11 protein-coding genes and 2 pseudogenes are annotated in these 26,556 nt (G+C 68.0%); 9 read left to right on the plus strand and 4 right to left on the minus strand.

Translation table 11 applies throughout. The features are described 5' to 3' along the window. Window positions 1-484 precede the first annotated feature (484 nt). Window positions 485-879: pseudogene (locus tag CDN38_RS25685) on the minus strand (PE family protein); the annotation flags it as partial. Window positions 880-1,222: 343 nt separating this feature from the next. On the opposite strand from CDN38_RS25685, the gene CDN38_RS25690 reads away from it, so the two are divergent. From CDN38_RS25690 to CDN38_RS25705, 4 genes are all read left to right on the plus strand, one after another. Beyond that, window positions 1,223-1,732 (plus strand): hypothetical protein, encoded by a 510-nt coding sequence (locus CDN38_RS25690; protein WP_142361332.1) that lies wholly within the window; start codon window positions 1,223-1,225, stop codon window positions 1,730-1,732. 283 nt (window positions 1,733-2,015) lie between these two features. Further along, window positions 2,016-5,591, plus strand: a complete 3,576-nt coding sequence (gene cobN, locus CDN38_RS25695; RefSeq protein ID WP_075511752.1) for a cobaltochelatase subunit CobN — start codon at window positions 2,016-2,018, stop codon at window positions 5,589-5,591. Between the two features lie 8 nt (window positions 5,592-5,599). Continuing rightward, window positions 5,600-6,013, plus strand: coding sequence for a hypothetical protein (locus CDN38_RS25700; RefSeq protein ID WP_075511742.1), 414 nt, complete (start codon window positions 5,600-5,602; stop codon window positions 6,011-6,013). 96 nt (window positions 6,014-6,109) lie between these two features. Next, window positions 6,110-6,505, plus strand: coding sequence for a PPOX class F420-dependent oxidoreductase (locus CDN38_RS25705; RefSeq protein WP_075511741.1), 396 nt, complete (start codon window positions 6,110-6,112; stop codon window positions 6,503-6,505). Here the strand turns inward: CDN38_RS25705 and CDN38_RS25710 are convergent. Both CDN38_RS25710 and CDN38_RS25715 read right to left on the minus strand, forming a co-directional pair. After that, entirely contained in the window at window positions 6,486-7,100 is a 615-nt protein-coding gene (locus CDN38_RS25710; RefSeq protein ID WP_075511740.1) for a hypothetical protein, read from the minus strand. The genes CDN38_RS25705 and CDN38_RS25710 overlap by 20 nt on opposite strands. 10 nt (window positions 7,101-7,110) lie before the next feature. Continuing rightward, a complete protein-coding gene (locus tag CDN38_RS25715) occupies window positions 7,111-7,821 on the minus strand; it encodes a dienelactone hydrolase family protein (RefSeq protein ID WP_075511739.1) in 711 nt (236 codons plus the stop codon). A 72-nt stretch (window positions 7,822-7,893) separates the two neighbouring features. Between CDN38_RS25715 and CDN38_RS25720 the strand changes: the two genes are divergently transcribed. The 3 genes and pseudogenes from CDN38_RS25720 to lnt all read left to right on the plus strand — a co-directional run bounded on the left by CDN38_RS25720 (window position 7,894) and on the right by lnt (window position 12,875). Further along, window positions 7,894-8,424: an FxsA family protein gene (locus CDN38_RS25720; RefSeq protein WP_075511738.1), complete on the plus strand. Its 531-nt coding sequence runs from the start codon at window positions 7,894-7,896 to the stop codon at window positions 8,422-8,424. A 40-nt stretch (window positions 8,425-8,464) separates the two neighbouring features. Further along, on the plus strand, window positions 8,465-10,069 hold the full coding sequence (locus CDN38_RS25725; protein ID WP_075511737.1) for an amidohydrolase: 1,605 nt from the start codon (window positions 8,465-8,467) through the stop codon (window positions 10,067-10,069). A gap of 178 nt (window positions 10,070-10,247) precedes the next feature. Further along, window positions 10,248-12,875, plus strand: a pseudogene (gene lnt / locus CDN38_RS25730) (apolipoprotein N-acyltransferase). On the opposite strand, the gene rbpA reads toward lnt, so the two are convergent. Then, window positions 12,850-13,185 carry an RNA polymerase-binding protein RbpA gene (gene rbpA, locus CDN38_RS25735; RefSeq protein WP_023364597.1) on the minus strand — a complete coding sequence of 112 codons (336 nt, stop codon included), beginning with the start codon at window positions 13,183-13,185 and terminating at the stop codon, window positions 12,850-12,852. The pseudogene lnt and the gene rbpA sit on opposite strands and share 26 nt — an antisense overlap. Window positions 13,186-13,364: 179 nt before the next feature. Between rbpA and CDN38_RS25740 the strand changes: the two genes are divergently transcribed. Then, entirely contained in the window at window positions 13,365-13,736 is a 372-nt protein-coding gene (locus CDN38_RS25740) for a hypothetical protein (RefSeq protein ID WP_082277230.1), read from the plus strand. Window positions 13,737-14,076: 340 nt separating this feature from the next. Continuing rightward, on the plus strand, window positions 14,077-26,532 hold the full coding sequence (locus tag CDN38_RS25745) for a type I polyketide synthase (RefSeq protein ID WP_099319261.1): 12,456 nt from the start codon (window positions 14,077-14,079) through the stop codon (window positions 26,530-26,532). The last annotated feature ends 24 nt before the right edge of the window (window positions 26,533-26,556 follow it).

Genomic DNA, 26,556 nt, shown 5'->3' on the forward strand with positions numbered 1-26,556 from the left:
CAACAACGCCATCCACCACCACGCGCAACGGATGCCAAGGTGACTCGAGCCCCAATTTTCCTGCACCACGGCGGGGCACACGCCCCTGGGGAACTAGCCCATGTCTAGCCCTGCCCCCGCGCCCAATCCTCGCGAGCAATTGTCATCCCTGAAGGGGCGGGGCCTTGTCAAGGTGTGCTTTCCGCTGTTTCGACCTCGATGTAGACAGCGTTGGACCGACCCCGGTGTCAAGGTGGAGCGCCCGCAGCGCAGCGACGACGAACGACCTTGACGGCGGGTGAAGCGGTTCAGCGCATGCTCGGTTGGAGTCGAAGTCGATGAGCCTCGGTGAGTTGTGTGGTTGTGGTGCAACGTCTCCACAGTGATGCGTATGGGGTTGGGGTAGGGCCGAAATCTCGGCTGCCGGTCATCCCTTCGCCCACGCGATGGGGGCATGGAGCGGTGCGCGTGCAACACGCGGGGTCAATCAAAACGCCGAGAAGTACCCGCCGTTGCCGCCGGGCCCGCCGGCTGCGCCGGTTCCGCCGTTGCCGATCAACCCCGCGGCCCGCCGGCACCGCTCGGCACACCTGGGTTGGCCGCTTGAGAAAAGCCGTTGCCGCCATTGCCGAACAACAACCGGCCAGCCCCGCCGTTGGGGTTGGCTGCCGTCCCGTTAGCACCGTCACCGATCAACGGGCGCCCCAAGAGGGCGTTGGTGGGCGCATTGATCACGCCCAAAAGGTCTTGCACCACGGTCTGCAACGGCGAGGCGTTGGCCGCCTCTGCGGCTGCATACGAGCCGGCCGCGGTGCTCAACGCCTGCATGAACTGGGCGTGAAATGCCGCCGCCTCGCGGCTGAGCGCCTGGTAGACCCGTGCGTGGCTGGCGAACAACGAGCCGGTGCGGCCGGCTCGGCGGCTGTTCATTCGCTGGTGGCCGCGGCGCCTCGGAAACCGTTGCGGCATAAGCAGTTGAGTCGAGATTCGGAAGCCCATCGAAGGCCGCACCGCCGGGAGAAAGCAATCAAGACGACATCTCCCTGCGGTGATCGCTGAGTGGTAGCGGGCCGCTGGCCTTGCCAGGTCTTCGGGCCGCGTGCGGGTGGACATTTGGCGGAACCGCCGTTGTGATCAGCCGGGCGGCGATATCGTTTGCCAATGAGGCCGGTGACGCATGCGGTGTGCACTCGGAGCCGTTGCTGACCGACAGCCTCAGTTCCTGCGCCCATAGGAGTCGGAGATGTCTCTTTGTACTGGCGCTGCCAGGTTGATCACGATTGCGGCGTGCAGCGGCGCTGCTGTTCTCAGCTCCACCGCCAATTGCGTCGCAGCGCCGTCGGGCAAGCTGATGGACATGCTCCCGCAGGGCTTCTCCTCGACCAATTGCCAAGAGAAGAACCCGGTGGAGGGTTCACTCGAAAGGGTGATGTGTGGCCAAAACAGCGACCCGGGCGGACCTTCCTACGGCGTGTTCCTCCTCTACGCGAGCGGCAGCGACCTGGCAACGGAGTTTCGGCAGGGGCCCGGCAGAAGCGGATACACGGTGGCATCGTCGTGTCCGGGCGGCGGCGCTTCTCCCGGCACATGGAGTTACCGCAACTCCAACGAGACCGCCGGTCAGGTCGAGTGCGGAACTTCCGTCGAGGGCAACTATGCGGTCATCTGGACCGACAATGCCAAACTCCGGCTCGCCGTTGTCGAGGGCAAGGACAGCACCAATCTGTATCAGTGGTGGCGCGACAAGGGTTGATGGCCCTGTCGGTTGCGCGTCCCGTGCGGTGATGGCCGCGACGACGGTTGCGTCACCCGCGGATGTCGAGGCGTCGAATCGACTGCTCTGCACGGGAATCCGACTGCGTTCGGCTGGCAATTCGAGTAACCGTGCAGGATGGGCGCTTGTCGCCTCCAATCCCGCAGCCGCCGCCGATACCGCGAGATCTGCCACCGATCGAAAGCCACCTTTCCGCTGACACCGGAGTCGGTTACGCGACCCGCCACGGGACGGTCTTCCGGGATTGCGGTACGAATGGTGGGTGGCTGAGCCGACCGTTCTGCTGTTGTCGACGTCCGACACCGACCTGATCAGTGCTCGCTCCAGCGGCAAGAACTATTGGTGGGCCAACCCGTCGCGGTTGACCGACAACGAGCTGCCCGAGTTGCTGTCCGGTGCCTCGATCGTGGTGGTGCGGATCCTGGGCGGCTACCGCGCTTGGCAGAGCGGCATCGACATGGTGATCGCCGGCGGGGTGCCGGCCGTGCTGGTCAGCGGTGAGCAGGCCGCCGACGCCGAGTTGACCGACCTGTCCACGGTTGCGGCCGGCACGGTGGTGCAGGCGCACATCTACCTGGCCCACGGCGGCGTGGACAACCTGCGGCAGCTGCACGCCTTTCTGTCGGACACGGTGCTGATGACGGGCTACGGCTTCACCCCGCCGCTGGTGACGCCCACCTGGGGTGAACCGGCCCGCGCTGACGGCTCCAAGGTCGACGGCCCGACGATCGCGGTGCTGTACTACCGCGCGCAACATCTGGCCGGAAACACCACATATGTCGAGGCGCTATGCCGGGCGATCGAAGACGCCGGTGGTCGTGCGCTGCCGGTGTATTGCGCGTCGCTGCGCACCGCCGAACCGGAACTGCTCGACAGACTTGCCGACGCCGACGCCATGGTGGTCACCGTGCTGGCCGCCGGGGGAGTCAAGCCCGCTACCGCCTCAGCCGGCGGCGATGACGACAGCTGGAGCGTCGAACACCTTGCCGCCCTGGATATCCCAATCCTGCAAGGCCTGTGCTTGACCAGTCCCCGAGACCAGTGGCGCGACAACGACGACGGACTGAGCCCCCTCGACGTCGCCAGCCAGGTGGCGGTGCCCGAGTTCGACGGCCGGATCATCACGGTCCCGTTCTCGTTCAAGGAGATCGACGACGACGGATTGATCTCCTATGTCGCCGACCCCGAGCGCTGCGCGCGGGTCGCCGGTCTGGCGGTCCGCCATGCGCGGCTGCGCTACGTCGCACCCGCCGATAAGCGGGTGGCCGTAGTGTTTTCCGCCTACCCGACCAAACACGGCAGGATCGGCAACGCGGTCGGATTGGACACCCCGGCCAGCGCGGTCGCCTTGCTGCAGGCGATGCGCGAGCGCGGCTACCAGCTGGGCGACCTGCCCGGTGTCGAGTCGAACGACGGTGACGCCCTGATCCATGCGCTGATCGAACGCGGCGGACAAGACCCCGATTGGCTGACCGAGGGGCAATTGTCCGACAACCCGATTCGGTTGTCCGCCAAGGACTATCGTGCTTGGTTCGGCACGCTGCCCGCCGAGCTGACCGAGGCCGTGACACACCATTGGGGGCCGCCGCCGGGGGAGTTGTTCGTCGACCGCACCAATGATCCCGACGGCGAAATCGTCATTGCCGGTATACGATCCGGCAATCTGATGCTGATGGTGCAGCCGCCGCGCGGCTTCGGAGACAACCCCGTCGCGATCTACCACGATCCGGATTTGCCGCCCAGCCACCACTATCTGGCCGCCTACCGCTGGCTGGAGACAGTATTCGGGGCGCACGCCGTAGTACACCTGGGCAAACACGGAAACCTGGAGTGGCTGCCGGGAAAGACATTAGGCATGTCGGCGGCCTGCGGGTCCGATGCCGCGCTGGGCAACCTGCCGCTCATCTACCCGTTTCTGGTCAACGATCCGGGCGAGGGCACCCAGGCGAAAAGACGGGCGCACGCCGTTCTCGTCGACCATCTGATCCCACCTATGACCCGGGCCGAAACTTACGGTGACATAGCATGTTTGGAGCAGCTGCTCGATGAGCACGCCAGCGTGGCCACGCTGGACCCCGGCAAACTACCCGCCATCCGTCAGCAGATCTGGACGCTGATCCGGGCCGCCAAGATGGACCACGATCTGGGGCTGACCGAGCGGCCGCCCGAAGATTCGTTCGACGACATGCTGCTGCACGTCGACGGCTGGCTGTGCGAGATCAAGGACGTCCAGATCCGCGACGGCCTGCACATCTTGGGCCAAAAGCCTTCCGGCGAACAAGAACTCGACCTGGTGCTGGCCATCCTGCGGGCCCGCCAGCTGTTCGGCGGCGAGCAGGCGCTGCCCGGCCTTCGACAGGCGCTCGGGCTGGCCGACGACGGTACCGACGAGCGCACCTTGGTCGACCAGGCCGAGGCCGCTGCCCGGAAGCTCGTGGCCGCGCTGCAAGCCACCGGCTGGGACCCCGCCGCCGCTACCCAGCTCACGGACAACGCCGACGTCGCGGCAGTACTACGGTTCGCCGCGACCGAAGTGGTGCCGCGGCTCGCCGGCACCGCTTCCGAAATTGAGCAGGTATTGAGGGCTTTGGACGGCCGGTTCATCCCGGCCGGCCCGTCGGGGTCACCGCTGCGCGGTCTGATCAACGTGTTGCCCACCGGTCGCAACTTCTACTCCGTCGATCCCAAGGCGGTGCCGTCGCGGCTGGCCTGGGAAGCCGGTGTGGCCCTGGCCGATTCGCTGCTGGCCCGGTACCGCGACGACCATGGCCAGTGGCCGCAGTCGGTGGGCCTGTCGGTGTGGGGCACCTCGGCGATGCGCACCGCCGGCGACGACATCGCCGAAGTGCTTGCCCTGCTGGGTGTTCGGCCGGTCTGGGACGACGCGTCGCGGCGCGTGGTGGATCTCACCGCTATTCCGCTGGCCGAGCTGGGCCGGCCGCGGATCGACGTGACGGTACGCATCTCCGGATTCTTCCGGGACGCCTTCCCGCACGTGGTGACGATGCTCGACGACGCTGTCCGGTTGGTCGCCGACCTCGACGAGCCCACCGACGCCAACTTTGTTCGCGCCCACGCCCAGGCCGACCTCGCCCAGCACAGCGACCAACGTCGCGCCACCACAAGGATTTTCGGCTCTAAACCGGGAACGTATGGTGCCGGGCTGTTGCAGCTTATCGACAGCCGCAATTGGCGAGACGACGCGGACCTGGCCCAGGTGTACACCGCGTGGGGCGGCTTCGCCTACGGGCGCGACCTCGACGGCCGCGAAGCCGTCGACGACATGAACCGCCAGTACCGGCGCATCGCGGTGGCCGCCAAGAACACCGATACCCGCGAACACGACATCGCCGACTCCGACGACTACTTCCAGTACCACGGCGGCATGGTGGCCACCGTGCGCGCGTTGACCGGCCACGCGCCGGCCGCCTACATCGGCGACAACACCCGGCCCGACGCGATCCGCACCCGCACGCTGTCGGAGGAGACCACCCGGGTGTTTCGGGCCCGGGTGGTCAACCCCCGGTGGATGGCCGCGATGCGCCGCCACGGCTACAAGGGCGCATTCGAGATGGCCGCCACCGTCGACTATCTCTTCGGATACGACGCCACCGCCGGGGTGATGGCCGACTGGATGTACGAGCAGCTCACCCAGCGCTACGTGCTCGATGCTGAGAACCGCAAGTTCATGGCGGAGTCCAACCCGTGGGCGCTGCATGGGATGGCCGAACGTCTGCTGGAGGCGGCCGGACGCGGCATGTGGGCCCAGCCGCAACCGGATACCCTCGACGGATTGCGCCGGGTTTTGCTGGAAACCGAAGGTGATTTGGAGGGTTGAGCCATCCGATGACCACACGCCTTTTCCGCGTCACCACCGCGGCAGCCGTGGCCGCCGGTGCTCTCGGATGGACGCCGGCGCCGGCCTGGGCCGACCCCGTCGCGCCTTCTGCCCCCGCGGCGGGTGCGCACTGGGAGGTGGGCTGCCCGGAGCCACTGACAGACCTGATAGACCGCTCGTGTTTCGCACCGTACCCATGGGTGGGCACGCCGTCGATGAGCCTGGTCGGCGAGGGCACCCCGTCGCAGGGGCTGCCGGTGCGCAACATTCTGGCGGTCGTGGCGGGTGCGAAAGTTGCTGTCGCGCTGACCGAGCGCGACTACCAAGGCGAGGACAGATTTGTCCGAGTCGACCCCGGCTCGACTCGAGGTTTCTCCGGCGACCTGATCGTCGACGTGAGGCAGGACCGGGTGGTCCCGTGATGTCGGGCCGCGGAAGCGCCGGCGAACAGACGCGGAATCGCACGCGGAATGCCTTCCGCGTGCGATTCCGCGTCTGCTCAACGCTAAGTTGACACCGTGACGCCCACCTTTACCGACCTTGCCAAAGCGCAGTACATACTGTTGACCACCTTCACCAAAGACGGCCGAGCCAAGCCGACTCCCATCTGGGCCGCCTTGGACAAGGACCGCGGGGACCGGCTGCTGGTCATCACCGAGAAAAAGGCGTGGAAGGTCAAGCGGATCCGCAATACCCCGTGTGTAACGATGGCCATCTGCGACGTGCGCGGTCGTCCGAAGAGCGAGGCTGTCGAGGGCACCGCGGCCATTCTCGACGATTCGCAGACCGGCGCCGTCTACGACGCGATCGCCAAGCGGTATGGCATCCTCGGCAAGGTCTTCAACTTTGTCAGCAAGCTCCGCGGCGGCATGGAAAACAACGTCGGACTGGAGCTCAGAGTGGCTGGCGCCTAGTCACCGCCGACGGGAGCTCAAGAGCCGCCATAGCGCAACCACCACCGGTACAGGTCGTTGAGGCTGCCCCCGCCGTTGACCGTGGCCAGCAGCAGCTGAGCGTCGCGGGTCCAGGCGAGATCAGCACGGTCCTCGATGCTGCCGCATACGATCTTGCCGCCGGCACGGCCCGGCTCGACCCGTAATCCCAGCTGCCGGGCGAGGCGTTGCCCCCGGGACACGGTGACACCGCCATGCTTTCGGCGGTCGCATAGAAATCGGCGGTCAATGAGTCGACATTGTCGTAGAGCGTGAAGCGGGCATAGTCCGGCGTGTCGGACTGCAGATCGTCGGTGCAGTCCAGGCTGGCGATGGCAGCGGGAAACGGGTGGGTGGCTCGCATGCACGAACCGGCCGAGTAGCCAGCAGGCAGCAGCCGGACAACCTGCTGTTCGGTCGGGGTCAACGGCTCAGCGACAGCCTCGGTGGTTGCGATACCCGTCACCAGCGTGGCCGTCGGGGCCGACACCGGCGCGCCACGCGTCAGCACGCCCGCTCCGGCCAGAACCCCCAACACCGCGAATACCGCGGAGGCGCTCTTCAGCCCGGCATGCATCGTCGGCTCCTCACTGCCCGTCGGCTCCGCTACTCAGGTGCTCGCCGAAGAACGCGAACACCCGGCGCCACGCATCTCCGGTCGCGGTCTCGTTGTAGCCGAATCCCGCAACTCGAATCAGCGGTTGACCGGGAAGTTTGTTGGCGAAGCTGTGCCCGGCCCCGGGATAGACCTTGATGTCCGCGGTGATTCCCTTGGCCTGGGTGACGGTGCGCAATCGGTCGGCAGCGCCCAGCCCCAGCGGGTCGCGGCCGCCGAAACTCGCCACAATCGGGCACGCCCCGTCGAGAGTGTCGCTGAGGTGGCGGGGCAGCGGTGTGCCGTAGAACGGCGCCGAGGCGCCAAAGCCCCTGGGCGACAAAATGAGCGCGAACCCGCCGCCCATGCAGAAGCCCGCGATGCCGACCCGGCCGGAACATTCGGCCATGGCCAGCAGGTGATCACGGGCAGCCAGAATGTCGTCCAGGGCACGACCGCGCTTGGTCAGCAGCTCGCGAAAGACTCGGGTGATGCACCGGGCGCGGCCGCCGCGGGCGTACATATTCGGGGTCAGCGCCACATAACCCCCTTGGGCGATGCGCTGGGAAATCGACTCGTTGTCCGGGGCATACCCGACCGCGTCATGCACAACGACCACGCCCGGCCACGGACCTTCTCCTGCGGGGACGCTCAGTAGCGCGTCGATCGGTCCGGCCGGGGTGTCGATGTCGATCGTGGTCATAGCGTCATCTAACTGCAGCCGTGACGCGACCGCTTGCGGAACTCGGGCGCGGCCCGCAGACGTTGGCATCACATGCTAGGTCGGTTGCTTCTCATTTACGCCGTCGTCGAGCTCATGGCCTTCATCGGATTGGCGGCGGCCATCGGGTTCGGCTGGGCCCTGGTGGTGCTGCTGGCCACCTTCGTCCTCGGATTGGTCCTGTGGGCTCCGATGGGCGGGTGGCAGCTCGGGCGACACCTCATGCAGTTGCGGTCCGGCGTGCAAGAACCGCGCCGCGCGTTGAGCGACGGCGCCCTGGTTGCCGTCGCCACCGGTTTGGTCCTGGTTCCCGGGCTGGTCACCACCGCTGTGGGGTTGTTGCTGCTGGCGCCGCCGATCCGGGCGGCCGCCGGCCCCGGGCTGACCGCAATCGCGCTGCGCGGGATCCTGCGGCGGGTGCCGTTGACGGCGACCGCGGCCGCCGGCATGGCCGGCGGGTTCAGCCGCCGCGAGCAACCCGATCAGCGTGACTTCATTGACGGAGAGGTCATCGACGTCATCGACGGAGAACCACCGACCTTGCCGCAGGCCCGCATTCCCGACCAAGCCCCAACCTGGACCTAGGACAGACCTAGGTCGTGGACGTCCCACGTAGTTTTGCGGTGTGACGCAGATTCCCTCCAAGCTGCTGGTCAACGGCCGGATCTATAGCCCGACCCACCCCGACGCCACCGCCATGGTGGTGCGCGGCGACATCGTCGCATGGCTGGGCAGCGACGATGTCGCGCGCGACCAGTTCCCGGACGTCGAAGTTCAGGACCTCGACGGCGCATTCGTCGCGCCCGGATTCGTGGACAGCCACATCCATTTGAGCGCGACCGGTCTGACGCTCAGCGGACTGGACTTGCGTTCCGCGACCTCACACGCGCAATGCCTGCGCATGGTTGGCGACTACGCCGCGGCGCACCCCGGCCGGCCGGTCTGGGGACACGGCTGGGACGAGTCGGCCTGGCCCGAAAAAACCGCGCCCAGCACCGTGGACCTGGACGCCGTGCTCAACGGTAGGCCCGCCTACCTGGCCAGGGTGGACGTGCATTCGGCGCTGGCCTCGTCGGCGCTGCGGCGGCTGGTCCCCGAACTACCGGCCGCCGCGGGTTTCCGCGCACAGCAGCCGTTGACCGGCGACGCTCACCACCTGGTCCGGGCTGCGGCCCGCGACATGCTGACCGACGCGCAACTGGCCGAAGCCCGGGCCGCGGCGCTGCAGGCCCTGGCCGCGTCCGGCGTCGTCGCCGTGCACGAGTGCGCCGGCCCGCAAATCGGCGGGCTCGACGACTGGCTGGCGCTGCGGTCTCTCCAGCACGGCGTCGAAGTGATCGGTTACTGGGGTGAGGCAGTGACCACACCGGCCCAGGCCCGGGGGTTGATCGAGCAGACCGGAGCCCACGGGTTGGCCGGTGACCTTTTCGTCGACGGCGCACTCGGGTCGCGCACCGCCTGGCTGCACGAGCCGTACGCGGACGCTCCCGGCTGCACCGGAACCTGCCACCTCGACCTCGACGCCATCGAAGCGCATCTGCGGGCGTGCACCGCGGCGCAGGTGACCGCCGGTTTCCACGTCATCGGCGATGCCGCCGTGTCGGCGGTGGTCGCAGCCTTCGAACGGATCGTGCAGGACCTCGGCGCGGTCGCGGTCGCCCGGTGCGGACACCGTCTGGAGCACGTGGAGATGGTCACTGCCGATCAGGCCGCCAAGTTGGGCACCTGGGGTGTCATCGCCAGCGTGCAGCCCAATTTCGACGCATTCTGGGGCGGTGTCGACCGGATGTATGCCCAGCGCCTGGGGCCGGATCGAGGTTGCCGGCTCAACCCGCTTGCGCTGTTAGCATCCCAAGGCGTGCCACTCGCCCTCGGTTCCGACGCGCCGGTAACCGGCTTCGACCCGTGGGCGAGCGTGGCTGCGGCGGTCAACCACCGCACCCCGGGCAGCGCCGTTTCGGCGCGGGCGGCATTCGCTGCGGCAACCCGCGGGGGCTGGCGGGCCGGCGGTGTCCGCGACGGCCTGACCGGCACCTTGGTCCCGGGCGCACCGGCCTCATACGCCGTCTGGGACGTCGATGTTCTGGACGTCAGTGCGCCGCGCGACGCCGTTCAGCGTTGGTCTACCGACCCGCGCTCCCGGGTGCCGGCGCTACCGCGGCTGGGTCCGCAGGATGCGTTGCCGCGCTGCCGTCAAACCGTGCATCGGGGTGCGGTCATCTATGGGTAGGGGATGGCCCGGCCGCAAGGCGCCGAACATCGACCGCGACGAGATCGATCCGGCGGTTGCGGCGCCCGACGCCGACATGGCCGCAGATCCCGCCGATGTGCAACCGTCCGCGCAGGACGCCGGCACCTCGACGGTGACCACTCGGCTCAGTGCTGCCGCCCGCCGGCACCTGTCGGCGATGGGCACCGGGGCGGCGACGCGGCTACCGGGGCTGTGGGCCGCAGTCCGGCCGCGTCTGCCGCGCCTGCTGGTCTCGGTTGGGGCCGGTTTGTTGCTGTATGCCAGCTTCCCGCCGATCAACTGGTGGTGGGCGGCCATCGTCGCGGTCGCGCTGCTGACCTGGGTGCTGATGCACCGGGCAACCACGCCGGTAGGTGGGCTGGGCTACGGATTCCTGTTCGGTCTGGCGTTCTATGTGCCGTTGTTGCCGTGGATCGGCTCGCTGGTGGGACCGATGCCCTGGCTGGTGTTGGCGACGGTGTCCGCGCTGTTTCCGGGTCTTTTCGGGTTATTGGCCGTCGTGGTCCGCGGGCTGCCCGGTTGGCCGATCTGGTTTGCGGTGCTGTGGGCGGCGCAGGAGTGGCTGAAGTCGATCATGCCGTTCGGTGGTTTTCCCTGGGGGTCGGTGGCGTTCGGTCAGACCGAGGGTCCGCTGCTGCCCTTGGTCCAGCTGGGAGGTGTCGCGCTGCTGTCCGCGGGGATCGTGCTGGTGGGCTGCAGTGTGACCGCAATCGGGCTGGAAATCGAGAAGTGGTGGCGAACCAGCGGCAAAACCGAAACGGCCGCGTCGCCGCCGGTGGTGTTGCCGGGGGTATGCATCTGCCTGGTGCTGTTCGCCGCCGTCATCGTGTGGCCGCAGGTGCGGCACGCCGGCGCGGGAGCGGGCGGCGAACCGGCAGTCACCGTCGCGGTCGTTCAGGGCAATGTGCCGCGTCTGGGTCTGGATTTCAATGCGCAGCGGCGAGCGGTCCTGGACAACCATGTGCAGGAGACACTGCGACTGGCCGAGGATGTCCGTGCGGGCAGTGCCCCGCGACCGCAATTCGTCGTCTGGCCCGAGGATTCGTCGGACATCGACCCGCTAATCAATCCCGACGCTGCCCAGCAGATCTCCCGGGCGGCGGCGGCGATCGGCGCGCCGATCCTGGTCGGCACCGTGCTCGACGCGCCGGGTCGACCACCGCAACAGAACCCGGAATTCACCAACACGGTGATCGTCTGGAATCCGGGAACGGGGCCCGCCGACCGCCACGACAAGGAGATCGTGCAGCCCTTCGGCGAATACTTGCCCATGCCGTGGCTGTTCCGCCATCTATCCGGCTACGCCAGCCGCGCCGGTAATTTCGTGCCCGGCACGAGTTCCGGTGTGGTGCGCATCGCGGGCGTGCCGGTCGGGGTGTCCACGTGTTGGGAGGTGATCTTCGATCGCGCCCCGCGAAAGGCCGTGCTCAACGGTGCCCAGCTGCTGACGGTGCCGAGCAACAACGCCACCTTCAACCAGACCATGAGTGAGCAGCAGCTGGCATTCGGCAAGGTGCGGGCCGTCGAGCACGACCGATACGTCGTGGTCGCCGGTACCACCGGCATCAGCGCGGTGATCGCCCCAGACGGTGCAGAGGTCGTCCGTACCGACTTCTTCGAGCCCGCCTATCTGGACATCCAGGTGCGGCTGAAGACCAGGCTGACGCCGGCAACTCGCTGGGCTCCTTTACTGCAGTGGATTCTGGTCGGGGCGGCGGGCGCGGTCGTTTTGGTCGCGATACGGCACAATGGGTGGTTCCCGCGTCCGGGGCGTCGGTTGTTCGGGCTCCCGCGTGGAGCTGGCGAGTCCGACGGACCCCCGGACGACGGCGACGACTCGGAAGCGGCGCTCCGGAACGAATCCGGGGGGGGCCTGCAGACCGCGCAAGACACTCCGCCCGACGCGGGCGGCCACCACGAGTTCGGGCGACCTGAAGGAGCTACATGACCAGCGGCCAACCTGGGGCCGAGGTGCCGGGCAATCGTCTCGGCCAGCGTGTCTTGGTGATCATTCCGACGTACAACGAGCGGGAGAACCTGCCGCTGATTCATCGGCGGGTGAAGGACGCCTGCCCCGACGTGCACGTGCTGATCATCGACGACAACAGCCCCGACGGCACCGGTCAGCTCGCCGACGAACTGGCCCAGGCCGACCCGGGCTGCACCCATGTCTTGCATCGCACCGTCAAGAACGGACTGGGGGCGGCCTACCTGGAGGGATTCGCCTGGGGCCTCAGCCGCGAATACGCGGTGCTTGTCGAGATGGACGCCGACGGCAGCCACGCGCCCGAACAGCTGCACCGCCTGCTGGACGCCGTCGGCGCCGGGGCCGATCTGGCCATTGGGTCACGCTATGTGCCCGGCGGAACGGTGCGTAACTGGCCGTGGCGGCGCCTGGCGCTGTCCAAGACGGCCAACACCTATTCGCGGCTCGCATTGGGTGTCGGGGTCCATGACATCACCGCCGGCTATCGCGCTTACCGCCGCGAAGTACTCGAGACGATCGATCTCGACAGCGTCGACTCCAAGGGCTATTGCTTCCAGATAGAAATGACCTGGCGCACCGTGAACAGTGGGTTCGTCGTCGTCGAAGTTCCGATCACCTTCACCGAACGCGAGATCGGCGTGTCAAAGATGAGCGGATCCAACATTCGCGAGGCGCTGTTCAAAGTCACCCGATGGGGTGTCGAGGGCAGACGTGACCGCAGTCGAGCAGCCCACGCTCGCGACCGCTCTCAACCGGCCGGATAGCGTCCGGATCAGCCGCGCCGACGCGACCGGATGATCTCAAGGCGCTCCTTGAGCAGCTCTTCGAGCTCTTCGACGGAGCGACGCTCCAGCAGCATGTCCCAGTGCGTGCGCGGAGGCTTGACTTTCTTCGGTTCGGGCAGGTCGCCCTCGATCAGGGTGCCCTCCATGCCGTTACGGCACAGCCACGTGCCGGGGATCTCGGCGTCGTCGGCGAACGGGACCTCGAACTCCTCGCCGTTCTCGGTGCGGTACCGCGCGATCTGACGTGGTGCCAGGTCGTGGTTGCGGTCGGTCTCGTAGCTCACGGCTCCCAGACGACTGCCTCTCAAGACACGATCAGCCATCGACGCTAACTCCTCTGGACTCGTTGAGCTGGTTGGCTCCGGATGGTGATTCTCTCCGCTTTAGCGAACGCCGCAGCCGGCTGCGTAGTTCCCGGGCTAGTGCACAGCACGCGACGCGACCATCCGCGACCATCAATGATACCGGGATCAGGGGCCCGAGCGGACTAAAGTCGGCAGGCGTGCGCCCGGCCCGACGTCAACGTGCCCGTCCCCAGCCATGCCGCTGGTGTGGACGTGACGTGACCGATGCCGGAATGGGCCGCCGCCGCCAATACTGCCGGCAGTCGTGCCGGCAGCGGGCCTATGAGCAGCGAGCCATGATGACCCGGGGTGATGCCGGGGCCGCGGTGACCCTGCCCGCCGACGCGGTGGTGTTGACGGCCGACGAGGCGGCCGATCTGTCGGACCGGATCTACCAGATGCGATGTGCGGCCGAAGACGTCGCCACCGCACTCGACGAAGGAGCCGGCGCGCCCGAATTGCGTGAGCTGTGCGGCGAGCTGCTCCGAGCGGCCAGGGCCGCCGACGGCTGGCGCAGGGTGGGTGTCTAGCCGTTAGGCACTGGCGAACCGGGTAAAGTCGCGCCATGGACGGCGGGCTCGGTGTACCCAGGTATGCAAGCGGCCGCGGTTGCTCGCCCACAAGGGCTTCCAGGGCACCCGGCCCGCCCGCACATACCTGGGAGTATCGGACGTTTTGAAATCCTGCCACAGTTGGCGATACTCACCAGCGACATTCTTCGGTCGGAACGCAGCACGACGCCGGTCGAAAAAGCGACGCTGGTCGGCGAAACGGCGAGGCCGATTCGTGCAACAACTTCCGTGATTCGGCGAAAGGCCGCACCCGGTCGGCGACGACCAGGGGTTAGGCGAGGGTTAGGCGAGGTTAGTGATGGTTGATCAACTCCAGCATGCAACCGAAGCATTGCGGAAAGCGCTGGTTCAGGTTGAACGCCTGAAGCGGACCAACCGCGCGCTGCTGGAGCGGTCGAGCGAGCCGATCGCGATCGTCGGGATGTCGTGCCGCTTCCCCGGCGGGGTCGACACTCCGGAGGCCCTGTGGCGGATGGTCGCCGACGGCCGCGACGTGATGTCCGAGTTCCCCACCGACCGCGGCTGGGACCTGGCCGGCCTGTTCGACCCGGATCCCGACACACCCCACAAGTCGTATGCGAGCATCGGCGGCTTCGTCGACGGTGTCGCCGACTTCGATCCCGCGTTCTTCGGCATTGCCCCCAGCGAGGCCCTGGCGATGGACCCGCAGCATCGGATGCTGCTGGAGCTGTCGTGGGAGGCGCTGGAGCGAGCCGGGATCGATCCCACGCGATTACGCGGCAGCGCCACCGGCGTCTTCGCCGGGCTCATCGTTCAGGGCTACGGCATGTTCGCCGAGGAGATCGAGGGCTACCGGCTGACTGGTATGACCTCCAGCGTCGCCTCCGGCCGGGTGTCGTACGTGCTGGGGTTGGAGGGCCCGGCGGTGTCGGTAGATACGGCGTGTTCGTCGTCGTTGGTGGCATTGCATATGGCGGTGCAGTCGCTGCGTTCGGGGGAGTGTGACCTGGCGCTGGCCGGCGGCGCCACCGTCAACGCCACCCCGACGGTCTTCGTGGAATTCAGCCGGCACCGGGGGCTGGCGCCGGACGGGCGCTGCAAGGCCTACGCGGGCGCGGCCGACGGGGTCGGCTGGTCCGAGGGCGGGGCCATGTTGGTGGTGGAGCGGCTCTCGGATGCGCGGCGGTTGGGGCATCCGGTGTTGGCGGTGGTCCGGGGTTCGGCGGTCAATCAGGATGGGGCCTCGAATGGGTTGACCGCGCCCAATGGTCCGTCGCAGCAGCGGGTGGTGCGGGCGGCGTTGGCTAATGCGGGGTTGAGCGCGGCGGATGTGGATGTGGTCGAGGGTCATGGGACCGGGACCACGTTGGGTGATCCGATTGAGGCGCAGGCGTTGTTGGCCACCTATGGGCAGCGGCGTAGCGAGCCGCTCTGGTTGGGGTCGGTGAAGTCGAATATGGGCCATACCCAGGCGGCGGCGGGGGTGGCCGGGGTGATCAAGATGGTGTTGGCGATGCGCCATGAGTTGTTGCCGGCGACGTTGCATGTCGATGAGCCCAGCCCGCATGTGGATTGGTCGGCGGGGGCGGTGTCGTTGTTGACCCAGCCGCGGCCCTGGCCGGCCGATGAGCGGGTGAGACGGGCGGGGGTGTCGTCGTTTGGGATCAGTGGCACCAATGCGCATGTGATTGTCGAGGCGGTCCCGGCTGAGCAGTCCGGGGAGGTCGGGCCGGCCCCGGCGGTGGTGCCGTGGGTGGTGTCGGCGAAGTCGGATGCGGCGTTGCGGGCGCAGGCGGTGCGGTTGGCCGGGTATCTGCGGGCCCATGACGAGTTGGATGTCGCCGATGTGGGGTGGTCGTTGGCGGGGCGTTCGATGTTTGAGCATCGGGCGGTGGTGGTCGGTGGGGATCGGGACCGGTTGCTGGCTGGGTTGGACGAGTTGGCCGGCGATGCGGTCGGGTCGGTGGTTCGCGGTACCGCGGCGGCGGCGGGCAAGACGGTGTTCGTCTTCCCCGGCCAAGGCTCCCAATGGGTCGGCATGGGCGTCGAATTGCTTGACACCGCATCGGTATTCGCACAGCAGATTGAGGCGTGTGCCGAGGCGTTCGCTGAATTCGTCGACTGGTCGCTGACCGACGTGCTGCGCGGCGCTCCGGGTGCCCCCGGCCTCGACCGGGTGGACGTGGTGCAGCCGGTGCTGTTTGCGGTGATGGTGTCGCTCGCCGAGTTGTGGAAGTCGATCGGCGTGCGGCCGGACGCCGTCATCGGTCATTCCCAGGGCGAGATCGCCGCCGCGTACGTTGCCGGTGCGCTGTCGCTGCGCGACGCCGCCAAGGTGGTGACACTGCGCAGCAGATTGCTGACCGGGCTCGCCGGTCCGGGCGGCATGGTATCGCTGGCGTGCGGCGCCGAACAGGCGCAGGAGTTGTTGGCGCCCTTCGGAACTCGGATCAGCATCGCCGCGGTCAACGGCCGTTCGGCCGTCGTGGTGTCGGGTGAGGTGGCCGCGCTGGAGGAGCTGATCCAGGTTTGCGCGGACCGTGAGCTGCGCACCCGCCGGATCGAGGTGGACTATGCCTCGCATTCGGCAGAGGTCGAAGCCATTCGGGACCAGCTCACCGGCGCCCTCGCGGGTATCGAGCCGCGTTCCTCACGCACCGTCTTCTTCTCTTCGGTGACCGGAAACCGTTTGGACACAGCAGGTTTGGACGCCGACTACTGGTACCGCAACATCCGCCAGACCGTGCAGTTCGACCAGGCGGTGCGCAGCGCATGCGAACACGGCTACCGCACGTTCATCGAGTCCAGCCCCCACCCCGCGCTGATCGCCGGCATCGAGGACACCGCCAACCACTGCACGGCTGACTCCGAACCCGTCGTCGTCCCCACCCTTGGCCGCGAGGACGGCGGGCTCGAGAGGTTCGTGTTGTCGGCCGCCGCCGCCTTCGTCGCGGGTGTGCAGGTGGATTGGCGTGCCGTACTTGACGGGGCCGGGTTCGTCGAGCTGCCGACGTATGCCTTTGACAAGCGCCGGTTTTGGCTCTCCGGCGAGGGCATGGGCGCCGACGCATCCGGTTTGGGATTAACGGCGGGTCAACACGCATTGCTGGGCGCGGTGGTGGAATTGCCGGCATCGGGTGGCGTCGTATTGACGGGCCGGTTGTCCGTCAGCTCCCAGGCCTGGTTGGCCGATCACGCCGTCTCCGGCGTCGTGGTGTTCCCGGGCACCGGTTTCGTCGAATTGGCGATCCGAGCCGGCGACGAAGTCGGCTGCCCGGTGGTCGACGAGCTCACCCTGCGGACACCGTTGCTGGTTCCGGCGGCGGGATCGGTGGCGGTGCAGGTGGTGGTCGGCGCCGCAGCGGAGTCTTCGGAGCGCAGCGTCGCTGTCTATTCGCGCGCCGACGTCGACGCCGGTTCGGTGTGGGTGTGCCACGCCGAGGGGACGTTACGTGCTGGGACCGTTGAACCCGCGGCCGACCTGTCGGTGTGGCCGCCCGCGGGTGCCGCCGCCGTGGATGTGGCCGACGGCTACCAGCGGCTGGCGGAGCGCGACTACGGGTATGGTCCGGCATTTCGCGGGTTGACCGCGATGTGGGCCCGCGGTGACGAGCTGTTCGCCGAGGTGAGGTTGCCGGAGGCGGCCGGCGGTGTGGCCGGGTTCGGGTTGCACCCCGCGCTACTGGACGCGGCGTTGCACACCGCGGTGATAGCGAATCCGGACGCTGAACTGGTTCTGCCGTTCTCGTGGCAACGGGTGTCGCTGCACGCCACCGGGGCAGCGGCGGTACGGGTGCGGATCGCGCCGGCCGGACCGTCAGCGGTCTCGGTCGAGCTTGCCGACGACCTCGGCTTGCCGGTGCTGTCGGTCGCCGCGATGGTGGCCCGACCGGTCAGCGAACAGCAACTGCGGGCCGTGTTGTCCGGTGCGGGTGCGGATCGACTGTTCGAGCTGGTCTGGTCACCGGCGACCGCCGCGAGCGCCGATATGCCCTCGTGCTCCGACGTCTTCGAATGTGTTGCCGCTGTTGACGATCCAGTGGCCGCGACCCACGAAAGCGCCAGCCGGGCGCTGGCGGCCGTGCAGTCCTGGCTGGCCGAGCATGACTCTGGAGTGCTGGTGGTTGTCACCCGGGGTGCCGTGGCGCTGCCGGGTGAGGACGTCACCGACCTGGCGGGGGCCGCGGTGTGGGGGTTGGTGCGGTCAGCGCAAACCGAAAGCCCCGGCCGGTTGATCTTGCTGGATTCCGATGTGCCGCTTGATGATTCGGTGGTAGCAACAGCATTTGCGGTCGGCGAACCGCAGGTGCTGGTGCGCAACGGACAGGCCTACACCCCGCGGGCGCACGCCAGCCGCGACGTTGACGGCATCCTGGTGCCGCCGGCCGGCGGGCCGTGGCGGCTGGGTCTGAGCAGTGCGGGCACCTTCGAGAATCTACGGCTGGAGCCGGTTCCCAACGCCGCCGCGCCGTTGGGCCCGGGCCAGGTTCGGGTGGCCATGCGCGCCATCGCCGCGAACTTCCGCGACATCATGATCACCCTGGGCATGTTCACCCACGATGCGTTGATCGGTGGCGAAGGCGCCGGCGTCGTCGTCGAGGTCGGCCCGGGAGTGACCGAATTCGCGGTCGGGGATTCGGTATACGGATTCTTCCCCGACGGCAGCGGCACGTTGGTGGCCGGCGACGTCCGGCTATTGCTGCCGATGCCCGCCGACTGGTCATACGCCGAAGCCGCCGCCATCTCAGCCGTTTTCACCACCGCGTACTACGCCTTCGTACATCTGGCCGACGTCCAACCGGGCCAGCGGGTACTGGTGCACGCCGCCACCGGCGGGGTCGGCATGGCGGCCGTCCAGTTGGCCCGGCACCTGGGTCTGGAGGTGTTCGCCACCGCCAGCAAGGGCAAGTGGGACACCTTGCGCGCCATGGGCTTCGACGAAGACCACATCTCCGATTCGCGCAGCCTGGAATTCGAGCACAAATTCCGCGCGGTCACCGGCGGCCGCGGCGTGGACGTCGTATTGGACTCGCTGGCCGGTGAATTCGTCGACGCGTCGCTGCGCCTGCTGGGGCCCGGCGGGGTGTTCCTCGAGATGGGCAAGACCGACATCCGCGACCCCGGCGTGATCGCCCAGGAATATCCGGGTGTGCGCTACCGCGCCTTCGACCTGTTCGAACCTGGCCGTCCCCGCATGCACCAGTACATGCTCGAACTGGCCGCATTGTTCGACGCCGGGGTGCTGCGGCCATTGCCGGTGACGACGTTTGACATCCGGCGGGCGCCGGCGGCGTTGCGCTACCTGAGCCAGGCCCGCCATATCGGCAAGGTCGTCATGAGCATGCCCGACGCCTGGGCTGCCGGCACCGTGCTGATCACCGGTGGAACCGGCATGGCAGGTTCGGTGTTGGCGCGTCACGTCGTGGCCCGCCACGGGGTCCGTCATCTGGTGTTGCTCAGCCGACGCGGTGCCGACGCTCCCGGGGCCGCGGAGTTGGTGACCGAGTTGGCCGCCGCCGGCGCGCAGGTGCAGGTGGTGGCGTGTGACGCGACCGACCGGGCGGCACTGGCCGACGTGATCGCCGGCATCCCGGCGCAGCACCCGTTGTCCGCCGTGATCCATGCGGCCGGTGTGCTTGACGACGCGGTGATTTCGTCGTTGACACCGGAACGCGTCGATGCCGTACTGCGGGCCAAGGTCGATGCCGCGTGGAACTTACACGAGCTGACCCGCGACCTGGATGTGGCCGCGTTCGTGATGTTTTCGTCGATGGCCGGGCTGGTCGGGTCCTCGGGTCAGGCCAACTATGCGGCGGCCAACACCTTCCTGGACGGGCTGGCCGCGCACCGGCGGGCCCACGGGTTGCCGGCGATGTCGCTGGGGTGGGGCCTGTGGGATCAGGCCAGCGACATGACCGGCGGACTGGACGCCGCCGACCGTGCCCGGCTGGGCCGCGAGGGTGTGCTGGCGTTGTCCTCGGATGAGGCGATGGAGTTGTTCGACACCGCGCTCATCGTCGACCAGCCGTTCCTGGCGCCCGCCCGCATCGACCTGAGCGCGCTGCGGGCCCACGCGGTGGCGGTGCCGCCGATGTTCAGTGATCTGGTCAACGCGCCGACGAGACGCCAGGTCGATGATGCGCTGGCTGCCGCCAAGTCGAAATCGGCGCTGGCGCATCGCCTGCACGGCCTGCCCGAAGCCGAACAGCACGCCGTGGTGCTGGACTTGGTGCGGTCCCACATCGCCACCGTCCTGGGCAACATCGCCCCCGAGGCCGTCGACGCCGACAAGGCGTTCCAGGAGTTGGGCTTCGACTCGCTGACCGCGGTCGAAATGCGCAACCGACTCAAAACCGCTACCGGCCTTACCCTTTCACCCACGCTCATCTTCGACTACCCGACCCCCAACGGCCTGGCCGGTTACATTCGCGGTGAACTCGTCGGTGTTCCGCAGGAGATCAAGCACATATCGGCCGTGCGCGCCACGGGTGACGACCCGATTGCCATCGTGGGCATGGCATGTCGTTATCCCGGTGGGATCGAGTCGCCAGATGACCTGTGGGACATGCTGGTTGAGGGCCGCGATGTGCTGTCCGAATTCCCCGACGACCGCGGCTGGGACCTGGCGGGGCTGTTCAACCCGGATCCCGACGTGCCCGGCGCGTGCTACACCCGCACGGGCGGTTTCGTGGACCGGGTCGGCGACTTCGATCCCGCCTTCTTCGGCGTCGGCCCTAGCGAGGCGCTGGCGATGGACCCCCAGCAACGTATGTTCCTGGAATTGTCGTGGGAAGCCTTGGAGCGAGCCGGAATCGAGCCCGGCAGCCTGCGCGGCAGCGCCACCGGCGTCTTCGCCGGAGTGATGACGCAGGGCTACGGTATGTTCGCCGCCGAACCTGTGGAAGGCTTCCGGCTGACCGGCCAGCTGTCCAGTGTGGCCTCCGGCCGGGTGTCGTATGTGTTGGGTTTGGAGGGCCCGGCGGTGTCGGTGGACACGGCGTGTTCGTCGTCGTTGGTGGCATTGCATATGGCGGTGCAGTCGCTGCGTTCGGGAGAGTGTGACCTGGCGCTGGCCGGCGGGGTGACCGTCAACGCCACACCCGACATCTTCGTGGAGTTCAGCCGCTGGCGCGGATTGTCACCGGATGGGCGCTGCAAGGCGTTCGCCGGCGCGGCCGACGGCACCGGGTTCTCCGAGGGTGGGGGCATGTTGGTGGTGGAGCGGCTCTTGGATGCGCGGCGGTTGGGGCATCCGGTGTTGGCGGTGGTGCGGGGTTCGGCGGTCAATCAGGATGGGGCGTCGAATGGGTTGACCGCGCCCAATGGTCCGTCGCAGCAGCGGGTGGTGCGGGCGGCGTTGGCTAATGCGGGGTTGAGCGCGGCGGATGTGGATGTGGTCGAGGGTCATGGGACCGGGACCACGTTGGGTGATCCGATTGAGGCGCAGGCGTTGTTGGCCACCTATGGGCAGGGGCGTAGCGAGCCGCTCTGGTTGGGGTCGGTGAAGTCGAATATGGGCCATACCCAGGCGGCGGCGGGGGTGGCCGGGGTGATCAAGATGGTGTTGGCGATGCGCCATGAGTTGTTGCCGGCGACGTTGCATGTCGATGAGCCCAGCCCGCATGTGGATTGGTCGGCGGGGGCGGTGTCGTTGTTGACCCAGCCGCGGCCCTGGCCGGCCGATGAGCGGGTGAGACGGGCGGGGGTGTCGTCGTTTGGGATCAGTGGCACCAATGCGCATGTGATTGTCGAGGCGGTCCCGGCTGAGCAGTCCGGGGAGGTCGGGCCGGCCCCGGCGGTGGTGCCGTGGGTGGTGTCGGCGAAGTCGGATGCGGCGTTGCGGGCGCAGGCGGTGCGGTTGGCCGGGTATCTGCGGGCCCATGACGAGTTGGATGTCGCCGATGTGGGGTGGTCGTTGGCGGGGCGTTCGATGTTTGAGCATCGGGCGGTGGTGGTCGGTGGGGATCGGGACCGGTTGCTGGCTGGGTTGGACGAATTGGCCGGCGGTGCGGTCGGGTCGGTGGTTCGCGGTACCGCGGCGGCGGCGGGCAAGACGGTGTTCGTCTTTCCTGGCCAAGGCTCGCAATTGCTGGGCATGGGAATGGGCTTGCATGCCGGATACCCGGTGTTCGCCGAGGCGTTCAACACCGTCGTCGCCGAATTGGACCGCCACCTGCTGCGCCCGCTGCGCGAAGTCATCTGGGGCCATGACGAAAACCTTTTGAACACAACGGAATTCGCGCAGCCAGCGCTATTCGCGGTGGAAGTCGCGCTGTACCGGCTGCTGGAGTCCTGGGGAATGCGAACGGACTTCGTGATGGGCCACTCGGTCGGTGAAATCTCGGCGGCACATGTCGCCGGCGTGCTGTCCCTGGAAAACGCCGCGGTGCTGGTCGCCGCACGGGGCAGGTTCATGCAGGCCCTGCCGCCCGGCGGAGCGATGGTCGCGGTGGCCGCCACCGAAGCAGAAGTTGCGCCCCTGCTGAGCACCGACGTCAGCGTCGCCGCCGTCAATGGCCCAGCCTCCGTGGTGATTTCCGGCGCCGAGGACGCGGTGCTCGCGGTCGCCGACCAGCTGCGCGCTGACGGCCGACGGGTGCATCGCCTGGCCGTGTCGCACGCGTTCCACTCGCCACTGATGGACCCGATGATCGACGAATTCGGAGCCGTGGCAAGCGGTCTGGCCATCGGACAACCCGCGATTCCGGTCATCTCCAATGTCACCGGTGCCCTGGCCGCCGACGACTTCGGCTCCCCGGCCTACTGGAAGCGTCATGTCCGGGAGGCGGTGCGGTTCGCCGACAGCGTCCGATTCGCCCAATCGGCCGGTGCCACCCGCTTCTTCGAAGTCGGGCCGGGCAGCGGCCTCACCGCGTCGATCGAAGAATCGCTGCCGGATACCGGGATCCTGACGATCTCCGCGCTGCGCAAGGATCGGCCCGAGCCGGTGACGTTGGTCAGCGCCGTGGCCCAAGCCTTCGTCGCTGGCACAAGCGTGAACTGGCGCGCTGTGGTGGGGCAGGCGAACTTCGTCGAGTTGCCAACGTACGCCTTTGAGCGGCGACGGTTCTGGCTGTCTAGTGACGGCGTTGCGGCTGACGCCGCCGGGCTCGGCCTCGAGGCCAGCGAGCATGCGCTGCTGGGCGCGGTGGTGGAGTTGCCGACCTCCGGCGGCGTCGTGCTGACCGGGCGGTTGTCCTTGCGCGCGCAGGGTTGGCTGGCCGATCATGCCGTCGGCGGCGTGGTGATCTTCCCCGGAGCGGGCTTCGTCGAGTTGGCGATTCGTGCCGGCGACGAAGTGGGCTGCACAGTGGTCGAGGAGTTGACCCTGGCCGCGCCGTTGGTGTTGCCGGCCGGGTCATCGGTTGCGGTTGAGGTGATCGTGGGTGGTGCGGATGAGTCCGGCGCTCGTGCGGTGTCGGTGTACTCCCGCGCGGAGGCCGGCGGCGGCTGGGTGTTGCATGCCGAGGGCACGCTCGCTAACGGGTCCGCTGCTCCGACAACCGATTTGGCGGCGTGGCCACCCGTGGGCGCGGTACCGGTGGAGGTCGCCGACGGCTACGAACGGTTGGCCGAGAGCGGGTACGGCTACGGCCCGGCATTCCGCGGCCTGAACGCGATGTGGCGCCGCGGCGATGAAGTCTTCGCCGAGGTTTCCTTGCCGGCCGATGCCGGAGTGTCTGTCGCGGGCTTCGGAGTTCATCCGGTGATGCTGGATGCGGCGTTGCACGCGGTGATTCTGGCCTCCAACGGCGCCGACGATTTCGGCGTCGCCGAGGGCTCGGTGCTCGTTCCGTTCTCCTGGCAAGGCGTGTCGCTGCATGCCGGCGGCGCATCGGCGGTTCGGGCGCGCATCGCGCCGGTGGGGCCGTCCAAAGTGTCGATCGAGCTGGCCGACGGGCTCGGCTTACCGGTGCTGTCGGTCGCGTCGATGCTGGCGCGGCCCGTCACAGATCAGCAGCTGCGCGCCGCGGTATCCGGGTCGGGTCCCGACCGGCTGTTCCAGGTGGACTGGTCGGCCCAGCCGTCGGCCGCCCTGGAACCGGTGCCCGTACAGGCCTGGGGCACAACGGCGGACAGCGACTCGTCAACGGTGGTTTTCGAATCCGTGCCGGTGGCCGGCGACGCGGTGGCGGGTGTCTACACCGCCACGTACTCGGTGCTCGACGTGCTGCAGTCCTGGCTCGGCCGCGACGGCGCTGGGGTACTGGTGGTGACGACGCGCGGCGCTGTCGCGTTGCCCGGCGAAGACGTCACCGACCTGGCTGGCGCGGCGGTGTGGGGCCTGGTGCGCTCGGCGCAGACGGAGCATCCCGGACGTATCGTGCTGGTCGATACCGATGCGGCCCTGGATGAATCGGCCCTGGCGGCGGTGTTGGCCGCCGGCGAGCCGCAGGTGCTGTGGCGCGGTGGGCAGGTGTACATTGCCCGCGTCCACGGCAGCCGCGCGGTTGGCGCGCTGTTGGTTCCCCCGGGCGACGGGCCGTGGCGGTTGGGCATGAGCGCAGCCGGCACGTTCGAAAACCTGCGGCTGGAGCCGATTCCCGACGCCGACGCTCCGCTGCAGCCCGGACACGTCCGGGTGCGGTTGGCCGCCATTGCGGCTAATTTCCGGGACGTCATGATCGCGCTGGGGCTCTACCCCGACCCCGAGGCGGTGATGGGTGTCGAGGCGTCCGGTGTTGTCCTCGAAACCGGCCCCGAAACCGGCCCCGCCGATGGGGGTTTCGCCGTCGGCGATCGGGTCACGGGCCTGTTCCCCGAAGGCACCGGGACGATCGCCACCACCGACCACAGACTGTTGGTCAAGGTTCCGGCGGGCTGGTCGCACACCGCGGCGGCCACCACGTCGGTGGTGTTCGCCACCGCCTATTACGCGCTGCGCGACTTGGCGTCCGTGCGGCCGCGACAGCGGATTTTGGTGCACGCCGCCACCGGCGGTGTCGGTATGGCGGCGGTGCAGCTGGCCCGGCATTGGGGTCTCGAGGTGTTCGCCACGGCCAGCAAGGGCAAGTGGGACACGTTGCGGGCCATGGGCTTTGACGACGACCACATCTCCGATTCGCGCAGCCTGGAATTCGAGGACAAGTTCCGCTCCGCTACCGGTGGGCGCGGTGTGGACGTGGTCTTGGACTCGCTGGCCGGTGATTTCGTGGATGCGTCGCTGCGTCTGGTCGCCCCGGGCGGAGCGTTCCTGGAAATGGGCAAGACCGACATCCGCGAACCCGAAGTGATCGCGCAGCAGTACCCGGGAGTGCGCTACCGAGCTTTCGACCTCTTCGAGGCCGGACCGGACCGCATTGCGCAGATACTTGCCGAGCTGGCCGTACTGTTCGACGAGGAGGTGCTGCGGCCGTTGCCGGTCACGACGTTCGACGTGCGTCGCGCGTCTGCGGCGTTGCGGTACCTGAGCCAGGCACGCCACGTCGGCAAGGTGGTGATGACCATGCCGGACGCGTGGGCGGCCGGCACCGTGCTGGTCACCGGTGGGACCGGCATGGCCGGCTCGGCGTTGGCACGCCACGTCGTGACTCGTCACGGGGCGCGTCAACTGGTCCTGGTCAGCCGGCGTGGCCCGGACGCACCTGGGGCCGAGGAATTGGTCGCCGAATTGGGCGCGGCCGGCGCGCAGGTACACGTGGTCGCTTGTGATGCCGCCGATCGGGCCGCGTTGGCAAAGGTGATCGCCGATATCCCGGTTCAGCACCCGCTGTCGGCCGTGATCCACACCGCGGGCGCACTCGATGACGCCGTGGTGACCTCGCTGACACCGCAGCGGATGGAAACGGTAATGCGAGCCAAGGTCGACGCTGCGTGGAATCTGCACGAGCTGACCTGCGACCTGGATGTGTCTGCCTTCGTGATGTTTTCGTCGATGGCCGGGCTGGTGGGGTCGTCGGGCCAGGCCAACTATGCGGCCGCTAACTCGTTCCTGGACGGGCTTGCCGTCCACCGGCGGGCGCATGGACTGCCGGCAATCTCGCTGGGTTGGGGTCTGTGGAATCAGGCCAGCGCCATGACCGGCGGGTTGGCGAGCGTCGACTTCAAGCGGTTCGCCCGCGACGGCATCGTGGCGATGTCGTCGGAAGAAGCGCTGGGATTGCTCGACACCGCCATGATTGTCGATGAGTCGTTCATGTTGCCCGCCCACATCGACTTTGCCGCGTTGCGGGTCAAATTCGATAGCGGCACGCTGCCGCCGATGTTCGTCGACCTGATCAACGCGCCCACGCGGCGCCAGGTCGACGACTCGCTGGCCGCGGCCAAGTCGAAATCCGCGCTGTTGCAACGTCTGGACGGCCTGCCCGACGACGAGCAGCAGGCCATCCTGCTGGATCTGGTGCGGTCCAACATCGCGACCGTACTCGGCAATTCCAGCCCGGAAGCGATCGACCCGGACCGGGCATTCCAGGAGCTGGGCTTCGATTCGCTGACCGCGGTCGAGATGCGCAACAGGCTCAAATCCGCGACCGGTCTGGCGCTTTCGCCGACGCTCATTTTCGACTACCCCAACTCGGCTGCGCTGGCCGGCTACATGCACCGCGAACTGTTGGGTTCGGCGCCGCACGACGCCCCGGCCACCGCCCCCGGCGAGGCCGAACTTCAGCGCGTGGTCGCATCCATTCCGATCAAGCGCCTTCGGCAGGCGGGAGTGCTGGACCTGTTGCTGTCGTTGGCCCAGGAGACCGAGGTGAACAGTCAGCCTGGGGCAGCGACTACCGAAAAAGACATTGCCGACATGGACCTCGACGACCTGGTCAACGCCGCATTCATGGACGACGACGACGAATAGCTATGAATGGCACCGGTGAGGATG

The organism is Mycobacterium ostraviense (assembly GCF_002705925.1).
GTDB classification, from domain to species: Bacteria; Actinomycetota; Actinomycetes; order Mycobacteriales; family Mycobacteriaceae; genus Mycobacterium; species Mycobacterium ostraviense.

What these genes read in the sequence shown, in the direction of transcription:
- CDN38_RS25690 (WP_142361332.1), top strand. Translation starts at nt 1,223, where the DNA reads ATGTCTCTTTGTACTGGCGCTGCCAGGTTGATCACGATTGCGGCGTGC.
- CDN38_RS25715 (WP_075511739.1), bottom strand. Translation starts at nt 7,821, where the DNA reads ATGACCACGATCGACATCGACACCCCGGCCGGACCGATCGACGCGCTA.
- CDN38_RS25710 (WP_075511740.1), bottom strand. Translation starts at nt 7,100, where the DNA reads ATGCATGCCGGGCTGAAGAGCGCCTCCGCGGTATTCGCGGTGTTGGGG.
- rbpA (WP_023364597.1), bottom strand. Translation starts at nt 13,185, where the DNA reads ATGGCTGATCGTGTCTTGAGAGGCAGTCGTCTGGGAGCCGTGAGCTAC.
- CDN38_RS25720 (WP_075511738.1), top strand. Translation starts at nt 7,894, where the DNA reads ATGCTAGGTCGGTTGCTTCTCATTTACGCCGTCGTCGAGCTCATGGCC.
- CDN38_RS25700 (WP_075511742.1), top strand. Translation starts at nt 5,600, where the DNA reads ATGACCACACGCCTTTTCCGCGTCACCACCGCGGCAGCCGTGGCCGCC.
- CDN38_RS25745 (WP_099319261.1), top strand. Translation starts at nt 14,077, where the DNA reads ATGGTTGATCAACTCCAGCATGCAACCGAAGCATTGCGGAAAGCGCTG.